Origin of the sequence: Paractinoplanes polyasparticus, assembly GCF_019710575.1 — a bacterium.
GTDB lineage: Bacteria > Actinomycetota > Actinomycetes > Mycobacteriales > Micromonosporaceae > Actinoplanes > Actinoplanes polyasparticus.
Window position 1 is genome coordinate 22,486 of record NZ_JAHWFK010000020.1, and the last position, 15,587, is coordinate 38,072.

The 15,587-nt window shown below is 69.8% G+C and carries 13 protein-coding genes and 1 pseudogene; 6 read left to right on the forward strand and 8 right to left on the reverse strand.

Annotation, left to right across the window (positions count from 1 at the left end; all coding sequences use genetic code 11):
* Window positions 1-23: 23 nt before the first annotated feature.
* Both KXC43_RS20455 and KXC43_RS20460 read right to left on the reverse strand, forming a co-directional pair.
* Window positions 24-905, reverse strand: coding sequence for a MerR family transcriptional regulator (locus tag KXC43_RS20455; protein WP_221377704.1), 882 nt, complete (start codon window positions 903-905; stop codon window positions 24-26).
* A gap of 46 nt (window positions 906-951) precedes the next feature.
* Window positions 952-1,821, reverse strand: a complete 870-nt coding sequence (locus KXC43_RS20460; protein ID WP_308129168.1) for a substrate-binding domain-containing protein — start codon at window positions 1,819-1,821, stop codon at window positions 952-954.
* A 509-nt stretch (window positions 1,822-2,330) separates the two neighbouring features.
* On the opposite strand from KXC43_RS20460, the gene KXC43_RS20465 reads away from it, so the two are divergent.
* Window positions 2,331-2,612, forward strand: a complete 282-nt coding sequence (locus tag KXC43_RS20465; protein ID WP_221377705.1) for a phytanoyl-CoA dioxygenase family protein — start codon at window positions 2,331-2,333, stop codon at window positions 2,610-2,612.
* A 170-nt stretch (window positions 2,613-2,782) separates the two neighbouring features.
* On the forward strand, window positions 2,783-3,187 hold the full coding sequence (locus KXC43_RS20470) for a zinc-binding metallopeptidase family protein (protein WP_308129169.1): 405 nt from the start codon (window positions 2,783-2,785) through the stop codon (window positions 3,185-3,187).
* Here KXC43_RS20470 and KXC43_RS20475 read toward each other — a convergent pair whose 3' ends face one another.
* A complete protein-coding gene (locus KXC43_RS20475) occupies window positions 3,188-4,267 on the reverse strand; it encodes a carboxylate-amine ligase (RefSeq protein WP_221377706.1) in 1,080 nt (359 codons plus the stop codon).
* Window positions 4,264-5,232: a methyltransferase gene (locus KXC43_RS20480; RefSeq protein WP_255644462.1), complete on the reverse strand. Its 969-nt coding sequence runs from the start codon at window positions 5,230-5,232 to the stop codon at window positions 4,264-4,266. Before KXC43_RS20480 ends, KXC43_RS20475 begins: the two co-directional genes overlap by 4 nt.
* Window positions 5,233-5,444: 212 nt before the next feature.
* On the opposite strand from KXC43_RS20480, the pseudogene KXC43_RS51050 reads away from it, so the two are divergent.
* From KXC43_RS51050 to KXC43_RS20490, 3 genes and pseudogenes are all read left to right on the forward strand, one after another.
* Window positions 5,445-6,599, forward strand: a pseudogene (locus KXC43_RS51050) (basic amino acid/polyamine antiporter); the annotation flags it as partial.
* A gap of 184 nt (window positions 6,600-6,783) precedes the next feature.
* On the forward strand, window positions 6,784-8,031 hold the full coding sequence (locus tag KXC43_RS20485; RefSeq protein ID WP_221377707.1) for an arginine deiminase: 1,248 nt from the start codon (window positions 6,784-6,786) through the stop codon (window positions 8,029-8,031).
* Window positions 8,032-8,037: 6 nt separating this feature from the next.
* Entirely contained in the window at window positions 8,038-8,664 is a 627-nt protein-coding gene (locus tag KXC43_RS20490; RefSeq protein WP_221377708.1) for a MarC family protein, read from the forward strand.
* 5 nt (window positions 8,665-8,669) lie between these two features.
* Here the strand turns inward: KXC43_RS20490 and KXC43_RS20495 are convergent, their stop codons facing one another.
* The 3 genes from KXC43_RS20495 to KXC43_RS20505 all read right to left on the reverse strand — a co-directional run bounded on the left by KXC43_RS20495 (window position 8,670) and on the right by KXC43_RS20505 (window position 12,613).
* Window positions 8,670-10,184 (reverse strand): glycosyltransferase family 2 protein, encoded by a 1,515-nt coding sequence (locus KXC43_RS20495; RefSeq protein ID WP_221377709.1) that lies wholly within the window; start codon window positions 10,182-10,184, stop codon window positions 8,670-8,672.
* Window positions 10,181-10,810 (reverse strand): hypothetical protein, encoded by a 630-nt coding sequence (locus KXC43_RS20500; protein WP_308129170.1) that lies wholly within the window; start codon window positions 10,808-10,810, stop codon window positions 10,181-10,183. The genes KXC43_RS20495 and KXC43_RS20500 overlap by 4 nt, the downstream gene beginning before the upstream one ends.
* Window positions 10,811-11,179: 369 nt before the next feature.
* Complete coding sequence (locus tag KXC43_RS20505; protein ID WP_221377710.1) at window positions 11,180-12,613, reverse strand: LGFP repeat-containing protein; 1,434 nt, start codon at window positions 12,611-12,613, stop codon at window positions 11,180-11,182.
* 314 nt (window positions 12,614-12,927) lie between these two features.
* Here KXC43_RS20505 and KXC43_RS20510 point away from each other — a divergent pair, with 314 nt between their 5' ends.
* Entirely contained in the window at window positions 12,928-13,626 is a 699-nt protein-coding gene (locus KXC43_RS20510; RefSeq protein ID WP_221377711.1) for a CYTH domain-containing protein, read from the forward strand.
* On the opposite strand, the gene KXC43_RS20515 is transcribed toward KXC43_RS20510, so the two are convergent.
* Complete coding sequence (locus KXC43_RS20515; RefSeq protein WP_221377712.1) at window positions 13,601-15,520, reverse strand: potassium transporter Kup; 1,920 nt, start codon at window positions 15,518-15,520, stop codon at window positions 13,601-13,603. The genes KXC43_RS20510 and KXC43_RS20515 overlap by 26 nt on opposite strands.
* Window positions 15,521-15,587: the final 67 nt, after the last annotated feature.

Below are 15,587 nucleotides of genomic sequence, written 5' to 3' on the forward strand. Positions count from 1 at the left end.
ATCGTGTTCGCGACACCAGGTCCTCAGGCCGCGGCCCGGCGGCGCTGGGTGAGCCAGCGCATCACCTCGAGCGCGTGCGATGCCGGGTCGGGGATCGGGTGGAAGACGTGCTCGACCACGTCGTCCGCGACCACCAGGGTGAGCCGGTCGTAGAGGGTCATGTCGCCCGCGGTCAGCGTGGGCAGGCCGGCCGCCTCGGCCAGGGTCAGCCGCGGGTCGGGGATCAGCGGGTAGGGCAGGCGCAGCCGGTGCACCAGTTCGCGCTGGTAGCCGGTCGACTGGGCGGACAGGCCGTATACGCGAGCGGCGCCGGCGGCCAGGATCTCGGCGTGGTGGTCGCGCAACCAGATGGCCTGGTCGGTGCAGCCGCGGGCGCCGGCCACCTCGAGCAGGCCGCGCGGCAGGTCGACGCCGGGGCGGCCGGTCAGCGGATAGACAAACACGACCGTACGGCCGGGGCCGAGGGCGCCCAGGTCGACCGGGCGTCCGTCGGTGGCGTGGAAGCGCAGCGGCGGCAGGCTCGTCCCGAGCAGCGAGCCGGCTGTCGGCGGGCCGGTCACGACCTGGCGGGCCGCGGCGTCGATGCGGGCGTCGAGCGCGTCGCGCTGGGCCATCAGCTCGCCGATCCGCCGCTGGAGGCCGCTGACCGTGCTGCGGAACGTGGCCACGGCGGCGGCGCACACGTCGTCGCCGTTGCCGATCGACTCGACGAACGGGCGGGTCTGTTCGACGGTCAGGCCCAGGGCCATCAGCTCGCGGATCTGGGCGACCTGGCGTTCGGCCACCGGCTCGTACTCGCGGTAGCCGTTGCTCAGCCGGCGCGGGACGACCAGGCCGGCCGCCTCGTAGTAGCGCAGCGCGCGCACCGTCGTGCCGGTCCGTCGCGCCAGCTCGCCCACCCGCATGCCGCGACCCTAAACCCGTACCCCAGGGTGTGAGTCAAGGTGTGGGTCAGAACTCGACCGGTGGGGCGTTGTGCGGCGTGATCACCTGCACCGCCGACGGGTTGGTGCGGATCGGGCCGGGCAGCACGCCGTGTGCCTGCAGGATGGCGTGGCAGGCCCGGCGCAGGTCGGTGCGGAGATCGTGGTGCAGCACAGCCGAAAGCTTGCGCTCGCGTAGCAGGGCCGTGTTCTCCCGGTCGAGGTCGTGTGCGATGAAGAAGTCGTACGGGTGATCCCGGAACGCCTCGACCATGGCCGTGTTGCCGCCCGCGCCGGCGTAGAGCGAATAGATCGCCCGCACCGGCGGGCCGGCCGCAAGCAGGTCGCCGATCTCCCGTCGTAGGGCATCCGCCCGGTCCTCCGCGTCGGTGACCTCGACGACGCGGCGGTGAGTCTCGGCGCGGAAGCCGGCCTCCCGCTCGTCCTCGCCCCGGAACGTGCCCCGGCCCCGCACCACGAGCACGTCGCCCGGGCGCTCACCGAGCCACTGGTCGATCAGATAGGCGGCGGTAGCCCCGGCGGCATGGTTGTCGAGGCCGGCGTACGTGATGCGGGGACTACGCGGCAGGTCGGTGACCAGCGTGACGAGCGGCGCGGGCAGAGCACCGGCGGCGGCCTCCGGGCGGTCGGGGGCCTTCAGGATGACGCCGTGTGAACCGTTGCGCCCGGCCCGATCGAGGGCCGCGACGACTTCGCGTACGGAGGGACCGTCGGTCAGGTGGAACGGGCGCGGAACACCGCCGGGCGCAACCCGGGCAGTTCCGCCTCCATCGCCGCGCGGATCGCCGCCGAGAAGCGGGGCGGCGCCTGCACCACGACGTCGACCAGGAACGTGCGGCCGGCGACCTAGCGTGACTGCTATGACAACCTGGTTCACCGCCGCCGACTGCGACCTGGAGGATTTCCGGGCGGTCTGCGAGCGAAAGACGGAACTGACCGACTACCCGCACGCCACCGACGTCGTCGAGAACGTGCTCATCTATCCCGGGTCGCTGCCGGGCACCCGCGAGATCCAGGGTGAGCTCATCCGGGCGCTGCGCGACGGGCCCGGCATCGTGGTCTTCCGGGGGGCGTTCGAGCCGGCGGTGGTCGACCGCGCGACGGCTGTCTTCACCGCGCTGATCGAGGAGCAGAAGGCTTCCGGCGTACGGGGTGGAGACCATTTCGCGCAGCCCGGCGCCAACGACCGGGTGTGGGGCGCGCTCGACAAGTTCGCGCTGCGCGATCCGGCCGCGTTCGCCGGGTACTACGAGAACGACACCCTGGCCCTGGTCTGCGAGGCCTGGCTGGGCGCCGGATATCAGGTGACCTCGCAGGTCAACGTGGTCAACCGGCTACATCGCCTTCCACCAGCCCGAATTCACAGGCTATTTCGACGTCCATCGCGTGCAGCTGCCTTTGAGCAAGGGCGACGCCGTCTTCTTCAACCCTGCCGTGTTCCACGGGGCGGGCACCAACAGATCCACCGGCGTGCGCCGGATGGCCAACCTCCTGCAGATCTCGTCGGGCTTCGGCCGCGCGATGGAGGCCGTCGACCGTACGGCCATGGTTGCCGCCCTCTACCCGGTGCTCCGGACGTACGGCGGTTCGGTCGACAACGTGATCGCCGCGTCCGCCGAGGGCTACGCGTTCCCGGCCGACCTCGACCGCGACCAGCCCATCGGCTGACTGGCCCCGCCGACCCAGGCCGAGCTGGTGCGGCAGGCGCTGGCTCAGAAGTGGGACGCGGACCGGTTCGAGCAGGCGCTCCGGGCATGAGCGGGCCCTTCACGGGTAGTCGGGCCGGGTGCATGACTACCTGACACCCCACCGGACTGCCCCGGGCGGCGGTGCCGGCGGTGGCCACGGCGCGGCTCAGCATCCGTACGTCGGCGGGGCAGCGGGCCGCCACGGTCGAGAAACAGCTGCGGCAGTGGGTGGCGTCCCGCCTCGACGACAGGGTCGACTACGACCTGACCATCTCGGAGCAGATCTCCCAGGAGCCCTACCGCACGCCGGGCGACCTGCCCGCGCTGGCCGTGCTGGCGGCCGCGATGGAGGAGGGTTTCGGCCGGCGCCCCGGCCGCATGGGCAACGCCGGCGGCGGTCCGGCGGAACTGCTCGCCCGCAAGCTCGGCGCCCCGGACCTCTTCTTCGGGATCGGCCTCCCGGAGGACCGCTGGCACGACGACGAACGGGTCTCGATCCAGATGCTCCTCAACGGCGCCGCCACCCTGGCCCACTTCTGGCGCCGTCTGGCCTGATCATCCGGCGACGGTCGCGTCACCCACAGATGTCAGCGCCGGGACGACACCGCCCGCTTCGAGCAGGCGCCGCTGGCGGGCGGCGCCGGTGCCGTCGCGGCGTAGCCGGTCGAGTTCGGCCGTCACGACGTCGAGGTCGCCGTGCTGGTCGAGCGACGGGGTGACCAGGTCGAGCAGTTCGGCGACCAGGTCCCAGGCCGGACGCGGCCGGGCCGAGCGCGGGTCGAGCAGGGTGCCCTCCACGCCCCCGCGGGCGGCATTCCAATGGGCCGCTTCCAGCACCACGTCCGGGATCGCCACCGGCTCGGACGGCAGGGATGCCATGGTGTCGACCAGGCCGCGCACCAGGGCGGCGATCAGCACGGTGTCGGCCGCTTCGAGACAGACGTCGGCGACCCGGACCTCGACCGTGGGAAAGTTCGCCGAGGGGCGGGAGAACCAGAACAGCATGCTGTGGTCCATCATCACGCCCGAGGCGATCAGGGTCTCGACCGTGCGCTTGTAGTCGTCCACCGAAGCCAGGTGCGGCCACGGGCCCAGGCTGGGCCAGCGGTCGAGCTGGATCGAGCGCCAGCTGGCGTAGCCGGTGTCCGCGCCCAGATGCAGCGGGGAGTTGGCGGCCAGCGCCTGGATCACCGGCAGCCAGGGGCGCATCCGGGTGCAGATGCGCACGGCCAGGGCCCGGTCGGGGACGCCGACGTGGACGTGGCAGCCGCAGACCGCGGGATCACGCGCGATCGGGCCGTAGTGGTCCACGATCCGGCGGAAGCGGGTGTCGTCCATCGGCTCGCGGACCGGCTCGGCGACCGGGGTGGCTCCGATCGCCACGAGCCGGGTGCCGGTGGCGGTGGCCGCCGCGGCCGTGGCCCGGCGGGCGGTCAGCAACTGGTCGCGCAGCTCGTCCAGGCCGGTGCAGACGTCGGTGACCATCTCGACCATGCTGGGCCGGAACTCGCGGCGGCTGCGGTGACGTAGCTCGGCGGGCAGGTCGGCGTAGACCTTCTCGGCCATCGGCGCGTTCTCGCCGGTGTCCGGGTCGAGCAGCAGGAACTCCTCCTCGACGCCGAGGGTGAGCGTCATCGCGGACGGGTGGCGGTCAGCAGCACCACCGCGATGCGTTCGGCCCGGGCGTAGGCGGGGCCGTCCAGCTCCTCGTCGTACACGTCCGGGTCGACCTCGCGATAGGCCCAGTTCAGGCCGGCGCCGGCCAGCCGCTGGGCCGCCGCCTCGCGCAGTGGGTCGCGCCCGTCGACGATGCCGCAGCCGCTGAACAGCACCAGCGAACCGCCGGGGGACAGGCGCTTCGCCGCGACGTCGATGATGGCGAGCGACAACTCGTGGCCGCCGGGGCCGCCGCCGTCGCGGTAGGTGCGGCCGGCCGGGTCGATCATGAACGGCGGGTTGGAGACGATCAGGTCGAAGGAGCCGTCGACGTCGTCGAGCAGGTTGCTGCGGACGGGACGCACCCGGTCGGCGCCGGCCAGTGCGGCGTTGATGCGGGCGTACCGGAGGGCGTTGTCGTTGATGTCGACCGCGACCACCTCGGAGCCGGGCGCGCGCTTGGCGACGGTGATCGCTCCGGCGCCCGTGCCGCAGCCGATGTCGACCGCGCGCGTGACGGAGCGGCTGCTCGCGCAGGCCGCGGCGGCGTCGGCCATCCGGTAGGTGTCGGGGCCGAGGAACACCGAGTCGGGCGCGTCGGTCGGGAACGCCGAATGCACGAACAGCTCCCCGTCGTACGAGGAGAAGCGCACCCGGCTCCGCCAGAGCTCACCGCTGGTGTCGACCGCGCCGGCCGTGCGGAGCAGGTCGGCGATCGGCCCGGGCAGCAGATCGGGGGCGAACGGCCGGCTCCAGCCGAACACGTCACGCAGGTTGCCCGCGGTGGCGTTGCCGGGGCGGCGATTGACCCGCTCATGAGTGGCCGGTGTGACAGTCGTGAAGCTGTAACCGCTTTCCTTCAGCGTTCTGCCGAGCTGCAGCAGCGCGGCGTCGGCGTCGGTCAGTCCGGCCATGGCGGCAGCCGTGGTGGTGGTCGTCGTCATGGGCCGCGCATTCCCCGGGATCGGCGGCTTATTCGTGCCACGACGTTCATCCCCGGCGGGTGATGCCGGGCCTGCTCCCCGCACGGGACAGTCGCCGTGACCGGAATCGGTTGCCGAGGGAGGACGCCATGGGCACCACCGGCACTGTGCCGGCGGTCAGCCTGCCGCAGAAGCTGACGCTGATGACCATGACGGCGATGGTCGTCGGGTCGATGGTCGGCGCGGGGGTGTTCTCGCTGCCGCGGCGGTTCGCGCAGGAGACGGCGGTGCTCGGCTCGCTGATCGCGTGGGTGATCGCGGGGGCCGGCATGCTGATGCTGGCCTTCGTGTTCCAGACTCTCGCCGTACGCAAGCCCGAGCTGGACGCGGGCGTCTATGCGTACGCCAAGGCGGGTTTCGGCGAGTATCTCGGTTTCTTCTCCGCGTTCGGGTACTGGGCGAGCGCGTGCGTCGGCAACGTCACCTACTGGGTGCTCATCATGTCGACCATCGGCACGATCGCCCCGGCGCTGGGCGAGGGCGACACTGTCCTGGCCGTCGTCTGCTCCACCGTGGGGGTCTGGGCGTTCTTCTATCTCGTGCAGCGCGGGGTCAAGGACGCGGCCGTCATCAACCGCGTGGTCACGGTGGCCAAGCTGGTGCCGATCATCGCCTTCGTGTTTCTCGCCCTGTTCGCGCTCGACCCGCAGGTGTTCGCCGACAACCTGCGCGGCGGCAGCGATCTGGGCTCGCTGTTCGACCAGGTGCGCGGGACCATGCTGGTCACCGTCTTCGTGTTCCTGGGGGTCGAGGGGGCCAGCGTCTACTCCCGGCACGCCGCCCGGCGCGAGGACGTCGGCCGCGCGACCGTCCTCGGCTTTCTGAGCGTGTTCGCCGTCTTCGCCTCGGTCACCGTCGTCTCGTACGGCGTTCTGCCGTACCAGGAGATCGCCCAGCTGCGACAGCCGTCGATGGGCGGGGTGCTCGACGCCGCCTTCGGCACGTGGGGCAAGGTGCTGGTCAGCGTGGGCCTGATCGTGTCGGTGCTGGGCGCCTACCTCGCGTGGACGCTGATGGCGGCCGAGGTGCTCTTCGTGGCCGCGCGTGACGACGACATGCCGCGCTTCCTGGGCCGCACCCGGGGCGCCGACGTGCCCTTCAACTCGTTGCTGCTGACCACGATCCTGATCCAGATCGTCCTGATCGTCACGTACTTCTCCGAGGACGCCTTCAACTTCGCGCTCGACCTGACCAGCGCTCTCAGCCTGGTCCCGTTCCTGCTGGCGGCGGCGTACGCGGTCAAGCTGGGCCGCGGACGCGCGCTCACGATCCCGCTGATCGCCACCGCGTACACCCTGTTCCTGCTGTTCGCGGCGGGTCCCAAGTTCCTGCTGGTCTCGTTCATCGTCTACGCCCCGGCCACGATCCTGTTCGTGATGGCCCGGCGAGCAGGGCCGACAGCTCTTCTCGCCGCGCGAACTGGTCATCCTGGCCGTCTCGGTCGTCGGGGCGGTCGCCGGCATCGTGGCCCTGGCCGCGGGCTGGATCTCCATCTGACCCTAGGAGTCGATCATGACCGAATCCACCCCCTACGGCGTCCACTCCGAGGTCGGCCGGCTTCGCAAGGTGCTCGTCTGCTCGCCCGGGCTGGCCCACCGCCGGCTCACCCCCAGCAACGCCGACGATCTGCTCTTCGACGACGTCATGTGGGTGGAGAACGCGCAGCGCGACCACGCCGACTTCGTCAACAAGCTGCGCGAGCGCGGCGTCGAGGTGGTTGAGCTGCACGAGCTGCTGGAGCAGACGATGGCCATCCCGGACGCCCGGTCCTGGCTGCTCGAGCGCAAGATCGTCCCGAACGAGGTGGGCATCGGGCTGGTCGACGACACCCGCGCCTTCCTCTCCTCGCTCAGCCCCCGCGAGCTGGCCGTCTATCTGATCGGCGGCCTGGCCACGTCGGATCTGCCGGCCGACTTCCGGTCCGGGTACGTCGCTCTGGCGCGGGAATCGACCGGCGTACGGGAGTATCTGATGCCGCCGCTGCCGAACACGCTCTACACGCGGGACACCACGTGCTGGCTCTACGGCGGGGTGACGCTGAATCCGTTGTACTGGCCCGCGCGCCACGACGAGACGCTGCTGATGAAGGCGATCTACGAGTTCCACCCGGACTTCGCCGGCTCGACCGTCTGGTGGGGCGACCCGGAGCGGGACTGGGGCCTGGCCACCTTCGAGGGCGGCGACGTGATGCCGGTCGGCAACGGGATCGTGCTGGTCGGCATGAGCGAGCGCACCTCGCGACAGGCCATCACCCAGGTGGCCAAGGCCCTCTTCGACCAGGGCGCCGCCGAGCGGGTCGTCGTGGCCGGCATGCCCAAGTTGCGCGCCGCCATGCACCTGGACACGGTGTTCACCTTTGCCGACCGTGACATCGCGACGCTCTATCCGGCCATTGTGGACGGCATCCACGCGTTCTCGTTGCGCCCCAGCGACAACGCGCACGGGATCGAAGCCACCGACGAGGGCTCGCGGACGTTCGTCGACGTCGTCGCGGAGTCGCTCGGCCTGAAGGAGCTCCGGGTCATCGAGACCGGCGGCGACGTCTACCAGTCCGAGCGCCAGCAGTGGGACAGCGGCAACAACGCGGTCGCGCTAGAACCGGGCAAGGTCTTCACGTACGACCGGAACACGCTGACCAACACGCTGCTGCGCAAGGCGGGGGTGGAGGTCATCACGATCGTCGGCGCGGAACTCGGCCGGGGCCGCGGCGGGGGGCACTGCATGACCTGCCCGCTGATCCGCGACGCCGTGGATTTCTGACCTCCGATGTTGGAGCACAGCGCGCTGGTGCTGTTCCTGGCGCTGTTCGCCCTCTACAGCCCGGTCGCCGCGCTGGCGTCGTACCTGCCGATCGTCCGGCCCTACGCCCAGTCCGAGCAGTTGCGGCTCGCGCTGGGGTTGACGGCCAACGTGGTCGTCTTCGTGCTGATGGCGATCTGGGTCGGCGAGCCGCTGCTCGTGCTGCTCGGCATCAGCACGGCGGCGCTGACCGCGACCGGTGGGATCGCGCTGTTGCTGGCCGCTGTGCCGATGATGCGCGGGACCGTCGCCTCACCCGCGCCGGATGAAGGCGCTGTGCCGGACGTTCCGTGGCGCTCGGTGCTCTTCACGCCGCTGACCTTCCCGCTGACCGTCGGCGGCACGACGTTCGCGTTCGGGGTGGCCGCGTCGGCGGACGCGAACGACAACGGCGAGCGACTGTTGCTGTCGCTCGCCGCTCTCGCCTACGCCATCGTCACCGGGCTGACGCTCTATGTGTCGGGGCACGTCGAGCGGCGCGTCTCGCCCCGCATCGGCATGATCCTGGACCGGGTGGCCGGCATCCTGCTGACCTCGATCGCGGTGATTCTGCTGGCCAACGGGTTCACCGATCTTGTCCAGGCGGCCCTGTAGCTACCTCAGACCGCGAAGCCGCGGTGGCGGCGCACCAGCTTGCGCAGCATGAACACGGACTGGGCGATGGTGGCGATGTAGAGCAACGGCCAGCCGAGCGAGAGGATCGCCGACTGCACGCCCACGCTCTGCTGGGTCCAGGCGAAGATGGCCCCGCCCATGACGGCGATCAGCACGACCAGCGGCATGACGTAGGCCGAGCCCTTGCCCTTCTCCGCGTTGGCCTGGGCGGCCCAGTTGTCCTGATCGGTCTTGGCCAGGAACTGCGCCCAGGCCGAGACGAAGTGTCCCATCCGTACGAACATGTAGAGCTCGGCCGGGATGAAGAGCGCCGCATAGAGGATGTCGGAGGCGCTCTTGTCCTTCATGGACAGTGCGAGGCGCAGGTTGAGCAGCATCGCGATGGCCGGCGGGATGAGCCAGATCGGGTTGAACACGAAGGCGTCGATCGACAGCGCGGCCACCAGCAGCAGCAGGAAGCCCAGCCGCGAAATGATGTTGAACGCCATCGAGATGTTCTCGAACCACCGCAGCCGCAGGTTGGGGTGCAGCGGCTGACCCTTGCTGTCACCGCGCTGGCCCGGCCAGAACAGGTCGATGGCGCCGAAGTTCCACTTCACCTGCTGGCCGTGCAGCGCCCGGAGGTTGGTCATCGGGCCCACGTACGCCCGGGCGGTCGCGCTGATCTTCGTGCTGAAGCCCGCGTCCTTGATCTGGAGCGACAGCTTGCTGTCCTCGACCTCGCTGTCGCGGACCCACGGCGCCTGCTGGTAGTGGCGGACCATGACCGTCTCGAGCGCCCGCATGTTGAACAGGCTGCACTGGCCGCCCAACACGGCCATGTTGCGGCCGCGAAGCAGGTTGTCCATGTTGAACGCGGCGAACTGCGCCCGCTGCCCGGCCACCAGGAACCGCGCCATCAGGCCTTTGCGGTTCTTGTCGATGCTGTAGATGGCGCTGAGCCCGCCGATCCGGGGGTCGTCCGTCATCTCCAGCTCGAGCCGCTCCACGGTGTCGCGGGCGAGCGTCGTGTCGCCGTCGACGCCGAGGATGTAGTCGTAGCCCCGCGACAGGAAGTAGCCGTAGTTGAGCGCGCCGACCTTCTTGTCGGGGTTCACGCCCATGTCGTGGACGTGCACCGTGGTGACGAACTCCTCGCCCTTCACCGAACGGGTGTGCCGGCCCTCGAAACCGCGGGCGATCTCGGGGGTGTCGTCGTCGGTGTTGTTGATGACGACGTGGATGACGTCCGGCAGCCGGGTCTGAGCCAGCAGGCTCTTCAGCACGTCGGCGATCGTGTCCTGCTCGTTGTAGCAGGGGATGATGCAGCTGATCGTGGCGTTGCGGGGAGTGGCGGTGGTCGAGGCCGCCGCGATCTCGCCGGAGATGGTCTCGACGGCCTCGAGCTCGTGCAGCTGCGGCACGGCCGGGGGAAGCGCGAGCGGGCCGGCCTTGGCGCTGCGGGGCAGCAGGATCTGGCGGTCGGTGGCCCGGCGCAGGCCGGGGCTGGACTCGGTCATCGGGGAGCACCATTCGTGAGCAACGGCAGGGTCAGGGTGTCGAGTGCGGTGGAGCGGTAGTAGCTGCCCGACTTCGGCGCCGTCTCCACCAACAGGTCCAGCCGGATCGTGAGCGTGAGCGTCGTTGCTCCGGTGGTCGCCGCCGGCAGCGTCACCACGGTGTTGTAGGGGTAGGGCGGGGTGACATCGAATCTGCCGTTGTCGGTGGCGGCGGTGACCCGCTTCGTACCGTCGTCCTGGACCACCTGGAACGTGCTGATGGTGATGCGGTGGGTGTCGTCGGCGTCCTCGACATGGGCCGCGACGTTGATGGTCTTGAGCGTCTCGGCGCTGTAGAGCTTGGCGTTGTCCGAGGTCCAGTAGGTCAGCTGCACCGAGAAGGTGCCCTGCTTGAGGCTGTGGGTGACCGTGCCGGTGTCCAGCGGGCCGCTGGCCCGGACGGGAAGCTTGACCGCCTGAGCGCTGGCGCCGGCGCTGGGTGTGGGGGAAGGCGACGCGCTGGGGCTGCTCTCGCCTATCAGCGGTTTGCTGCTGCTGGTGAGCTGCTTGAGGCTGCTGCAGCCGGTCAGGCTGCCGCACAATACGGCGGCGGCCAGTCCGGCCGCCACGCTTCGGGGGAGGCGCACGGTGGGGGAACCCTTCGCTTCTTCGACCAGCGCGGCACGCCCGCGCTTGCTCGACTCCTCATCGGCGAAGGGCGGTCCGTGCTTGAAGGTTTCGCCCCTGGTTCTTTTCGGTAGCTCGAACGCCGGAAAAGTGTCGGTGGGCGGTGGCACAATCCGCGGCACGTTCACCGATGGGGGAAGCCGATGGGTTGGGTGCCGGCCGACCGTTCGCCGCACGCGGGACGTCTTCGGACGGCTCGACCCCATGATGCGCAGCTGCCGGCGGAGGCCTGGCGGGCTGCCGCGGTCTATGAACAGGCTGCCACCAGCGAGGCAACGCGGCAGGCATGGTGTTGCCCCTCGCATGAGGTGAGCGCTGGTTGTGCGCTGTCAGGGGTGCCAGACGGTGAGGCCGGTTGAGCGGCGGGTGACAATGCCCGCCTCGAAGAACTGGATGGTGTCGGGGCCGGCGCCGATCGGCTGCTCGGCGTGGGTGGGAAAGCCGATGTCGGGGTGCAGGAGAGCCAGGACGTCCATGCGGACGGGAACTGCGTTGTGTTCGGGGCACCAGTAGATGGCGCCGCCCTCGAAGCCTTGTGTCCGGCGCTGGTCGTCGGCCTTCTGCGAGCCCTCGGTGGGGAAGCCCAGCCAACCGGCGGTGCCGCCCATGCGTTCGTAGAGGATGCCGATGCCGCCGTCGACCTTGTGCGTGCCGTGGACTGAGGTGTAAACGGAGGCGCCGCCAGGATGGCCGAAGCCGATGCATGCGGCGAGCAGATCGTCGGGATAATCCCAGGCGCCCTCGAAACGCTGGAACCGGCCGTCGGTGCCCTGGGGCGAACGGCCGGCCACGTGTGACGATCCGCGCGGGAAGCCGAGCCGGCCGGCCGCGCCGCCGTTGGCGTCGTAGTAGTCCCGCACCGGGGACATGATCTCGATGGCCGAGGTGGAATCGGTGTAGGCGATGCTGCCCTTCTCGAAGGCCTGGATCCAGCCGCTGTCCCCGGTGCCGCGTCGGCGCGTCGGGCCGATCACGACTTCCGGCCCGGTGGGAAAGCCGAACCTGTCGGGACCTCCCCGCCGGTCGTAGTGCTCGCCGATGCCGCCCCAGGTGGCGAAGACGCCGTACTCCGTAGTGCAGTAGGCGGAGGTACGGCGAGAGTGCTCGTCGAACTCGAAATCCTGCCGGTGAGCCTCCGTCACGACGCCTCTTCCCGTCACCGGCCGGCTGACGTCGATGGGGAAGCCGAGCCGGCCGCCGGTTCCGCCCGCGTCCCCGTGGAAGTCGAAGAAGGGACTGCTCAGGGGTACGGCGCCGCCGACGGAGGACCAGAAAATGGCGCCGTGCTCGAAGCGGCGGTAGAAGCCGGTGTTCCCGCGCGGGGAGGGTGCCACGCGACGAAGGCCGCCCTGCTCGGCGCCGAGAGCCGGGTGCAGCGTGTCGAGGCAGTCGGAGATCTGGTCGTCCGCTTCTCGTATGTCGCGCAGAACTTCGAGTTCCGCGCCGCCGGCGTCGACCAGCGCTCGGACTCGTTCCGGATGCATCTCGGCAATCAACGCGACGACGAGGGCATCGCTGGAGGCGAGCAACAGCCGCAGGACCGCGGCCGCCTTGTCGACCGGAGCTTCCGCGAGGACTTGGAAGGCGGCGCGGAACGGCATCGCACGAAGCTGCCCGGCGGCGTATCGCGGGGCGAACTGGTCGATGACGTTGTCCCCGGCCGTCGCGCGGCCGGCGTAGTTGAACTGGATGCCGCCGTCGCCGACCAGGATGCCGTGGCTGTCGCTGATCGACGTCTCGATCTTCCGAGGTTCGGGCTCCACGGGCGCTCCTGACGGCGTCGGGCGAATGGCGGCAGTCAGTATCACGGAGGGGCACCGAACCTGAAACCGGACAAACGGCCTGTGTCACAGGCCGGGGGTATGATGGCTGGCGCGGTGAACGCCAAGGGTTTGTCAGGTTAACTCAGGGTAAATTGACTGGCTTTTCCGCCCATTGTCAACAGGTTTTCGATCGAGAAAAAGGGGAATGTTTTGTTTCGCCGATTCGGGCAATGCGGGTCGGCATGTCGGACCACCGGGAACGCGGGCGTGCAGTGACTGAAGCAGTAATGACCAGGTGTTTCTGGCAACCTCCGATGAGCAAGCAGGCACCCAAGGTCGAGCTCAAAGTGGCGGTTTCCTCCGCCGATCTGCGTTCCCTCGGTGCTGATGTGAAATGCGGCACAACCCGCCGGATCTACTTTCTGGACACGGCCGACCTCGCCCTTCAGCAGCACGGGCTCATCGTGCGCCTGCGCAGCACCAAGGGGCGCCCGAGCGACGCTGTCGTGAAGCTGCGCCCGGTGCTGCCCAAGGCGCTGCCGGGGTGGCTGCGCAACGACAACGGGTTCGCGGTCGAGATCGACGCGCTGCCCGACAACTACGCCTGTTCGGGGGCGCTCAAGCGCACCCTCGGGCGGCACGAGGTCGAGCGCACGGTCGCGGCCCGCAAGCCGCTCGCTCGGCTGCTCTCCGGTCGCCAGCGGCGCCTTCTCACGGCGTACGCCAATGTGCCTCTCGACAGCCTGCTGACGTTGGGCCCGGTCGAGGTGCGGCGCTGCCGGTTCGAGCTCGCGGCCTCCGACCATCCGCTGGTGGCCGAGGAGTGGACGTTCCCGGACGGGTCGTCGATCGCCGAGCTGTCCACGCGCTGCCCGTCGGCCAAGGCGGCCCAGGTGGCGGCCGAGACGTCGAGCGCGTTGCGGGCGCACGGCATCGTTCCGGACGACGAGCCCCAGGTGACCAAGACGGAGGCGACGCTCCGGTATTTCAGACCTCTATTCGCGAACCCATGATCACTGTGTGGTCGCGAGGCAGGCTGAAGTATTCGGCGGCGTCGGCCGTGATGTACGACGTGGCGATGAACAGGCGCTTGCGCCAGGGCGCCATGGTCGGCGACGGGCCCCGGCCGAGCTCGATCTTCGACAGGAAGTAGGACGCCTGGTCGACCGAGATCTGGCCCTCGGTCAGCTCGGCGTCGAGCATCTGCAGCAGGGCCGGCACGTCCGGCGTCTCCATGTAGCCGTAGCGCGCGGAAACGTGGGTGATGCCGTCGCCCGCGTGGCCCAGGTGGTCGACGAGGATCCGCTGATCGTCGGCGAGCCGCGGCACGGGCAGGGTTTCGATCGACAGGACGACCACGTGCTCGTGCCGGACGTGGTTGTGCTCGACGTTGGCCCGCAGCGCGAGCGGGGCGGTCTGCTTGCCGCGGTTCAGGAAGATCGCCGTGCCGGGCACCCGGCTCAGCGGCGGTTCGCGGTTCTGGATGTCGTCGACGAACTCGCTCAGCGAGCCCTCGGCGCGGTCACGTTCCGCGGTCACGATCGCCCGGCCACGCTGCCACGTGGTCATGACGGTGAACGCGGTGAGACCGATCAGCAGCGGCAGCCAGGCTCCGTGCACGAGTTTGGTGAGGTTGGCGCTGACGAAGAGCAGGTCGATGGCGAGCAGCAGACCGCCACCGATGACCACCGCCCACAGCGGCGTCTTCCAGCGCACCCGGGCCAGATAGAAGAAGAGCAGCGTGGTGATGGTGATCGTGGCCACGACGGCCATGCCGAACGCGTAGGCCAGGGCGGCCGAGCTGCGGAAGGCGAAGACCAGCACCAGCACCGAGACCATGAGCAGCCAGTTGATCCACGGGACGTAGATCTGGCCGAACGCCGACTCCGACGTGTGGACGACGCGCAACCGCGGAAGGTAACCGAGCTGACCGGCCTGGGACGCCACCGAGTAGGCGCCGGTGATGACCGCCTGGGCCGCGATGACGGTGGCCGCGGTGGCCAGGATCACCAGGGGCAACCGGGCCCAGTCCGGCACCAGCAGAAAGAACGGGCTCGTGACCTTGCTCTCGTCGCCGAGCAGCAGCGCGCCCTGGCCGAGGTAGCTGAGCGTGCTCGCCGGCAGCACGAGGCTCAGCCAGCCGATCACGATGGCCTTCCGGCCGAAATGCCCCATGTCGGCGTAGATCGCCTCGGCGCCGGTGACGGAGAGGACGATGGCGGCGAGCGCGAAGAACGCGATGTGGAAGTGCCCGGCGAGAAAACCGATCGCGTACGTCGGGGACAGCGCCTCGAGGATGCGGGGTTCCCGCGCGATCCCCCAGATGCCGGCCGCGCCGATGGCCGTGAACCAGGCGATCATCACCGGGCCGAAGAACCGGCCCACCGCGGCCGTGCCGTGCCGCTGGAACGCGAACAGGACCACGATGATCACGGCGGTGAGCGGCACGACGATGCTCTGGAGCCCGGGCCGGACGGTTTCGAGGCCCTCGACCGCCGACAGCACCGAGATGGCCGGGGTGATCATGCTGTCGCCGAAGAACAGCGAGGCGCCGAAGACGCCCAGGGCAGCCAGGAACACCGCGCTGCGCCGGCGATTGGACGACCCCCAGCGGCGTAGCAGCGTGATGAGGGCCATGATGCCGCCCTCGCCGTCGTTGTTGACCCGCATGACCAGGGTGATGTACGTCAGCGTCACGATGATCATGACCGACCAGAAGATGGTCGACACGACGCCGAGGATGTTGCCCTCGCTGATCGGCACGGGGTGCGGGTCGGCCGGGTTGAAGACGGTCTGGATCGTGTAGATCGGGCTGGTGCCGATGTCGCCGAACACCACGCCGAGGGCGCCGATCACCACGGCGGCCTTCAGCGTCGAGTGGCCGTGATGGGGCGCTTCTTGGCTCACCGGCTCATTCTGCGCGCCGATACCCCCTTCGGGTGGCGTGTCGGCAGGTGTCGCCCGCCACGGCCCG

Bases quoted from the DNA above. Each gene is read 5' to 3' on its own strand.
- KXC43_RS20480 (WP_255644462.1), bottom strand. From the start codon at position 5,232: ATGACGACGACCACCACCACGGCTGCCGCCATGGCCGGACTGACCGAC.
- KXC43_RS20510 (WP_221377711.1), top strand. From the start codon at position 12,928: ATGAGCAAGCAGGCACCCAAGGTCGAGCTCAAAGTGGCGGTTTCCTCC.
- KXC43_RS20495 (WP_221377709.1), bottom strand. From the start codon at position 10,184: ATGACCGAGTCCAGCCCCGGCCTGCGCCGGGCCACCGACCGCCAGATC.
- KXC43_RS20475 (WP_221377706.1), bottom strand. From the start codon at position 4,267: ATGACGCTCACCCTCGGCGTCGAGGAGGAGTTCCTGCTGCTCGACCCG.
- KXC43_RS20455 (WP_221377704.1), bottom strand. From the start codon at position 905: ATGCGGGTGGGCGAGCTGGCGCGACGGACCGGCACGACGGTGCGCGCG.
- KXC43_RS20485 (WP_221377707.1), top strand. From the start codon at position 6,784: ATGACCGAATCCACCCCCTACGGCGTCCACTCCGAGGTCGGCCGGCTT.
- KXC43_RS20490 (WP_221377708.1), top strand. From the start codon at position 8,038: ATGTTGGAGCACAGCGCGCTGGTGCTGTTCCTGGCGCTGTTCGCCCTC.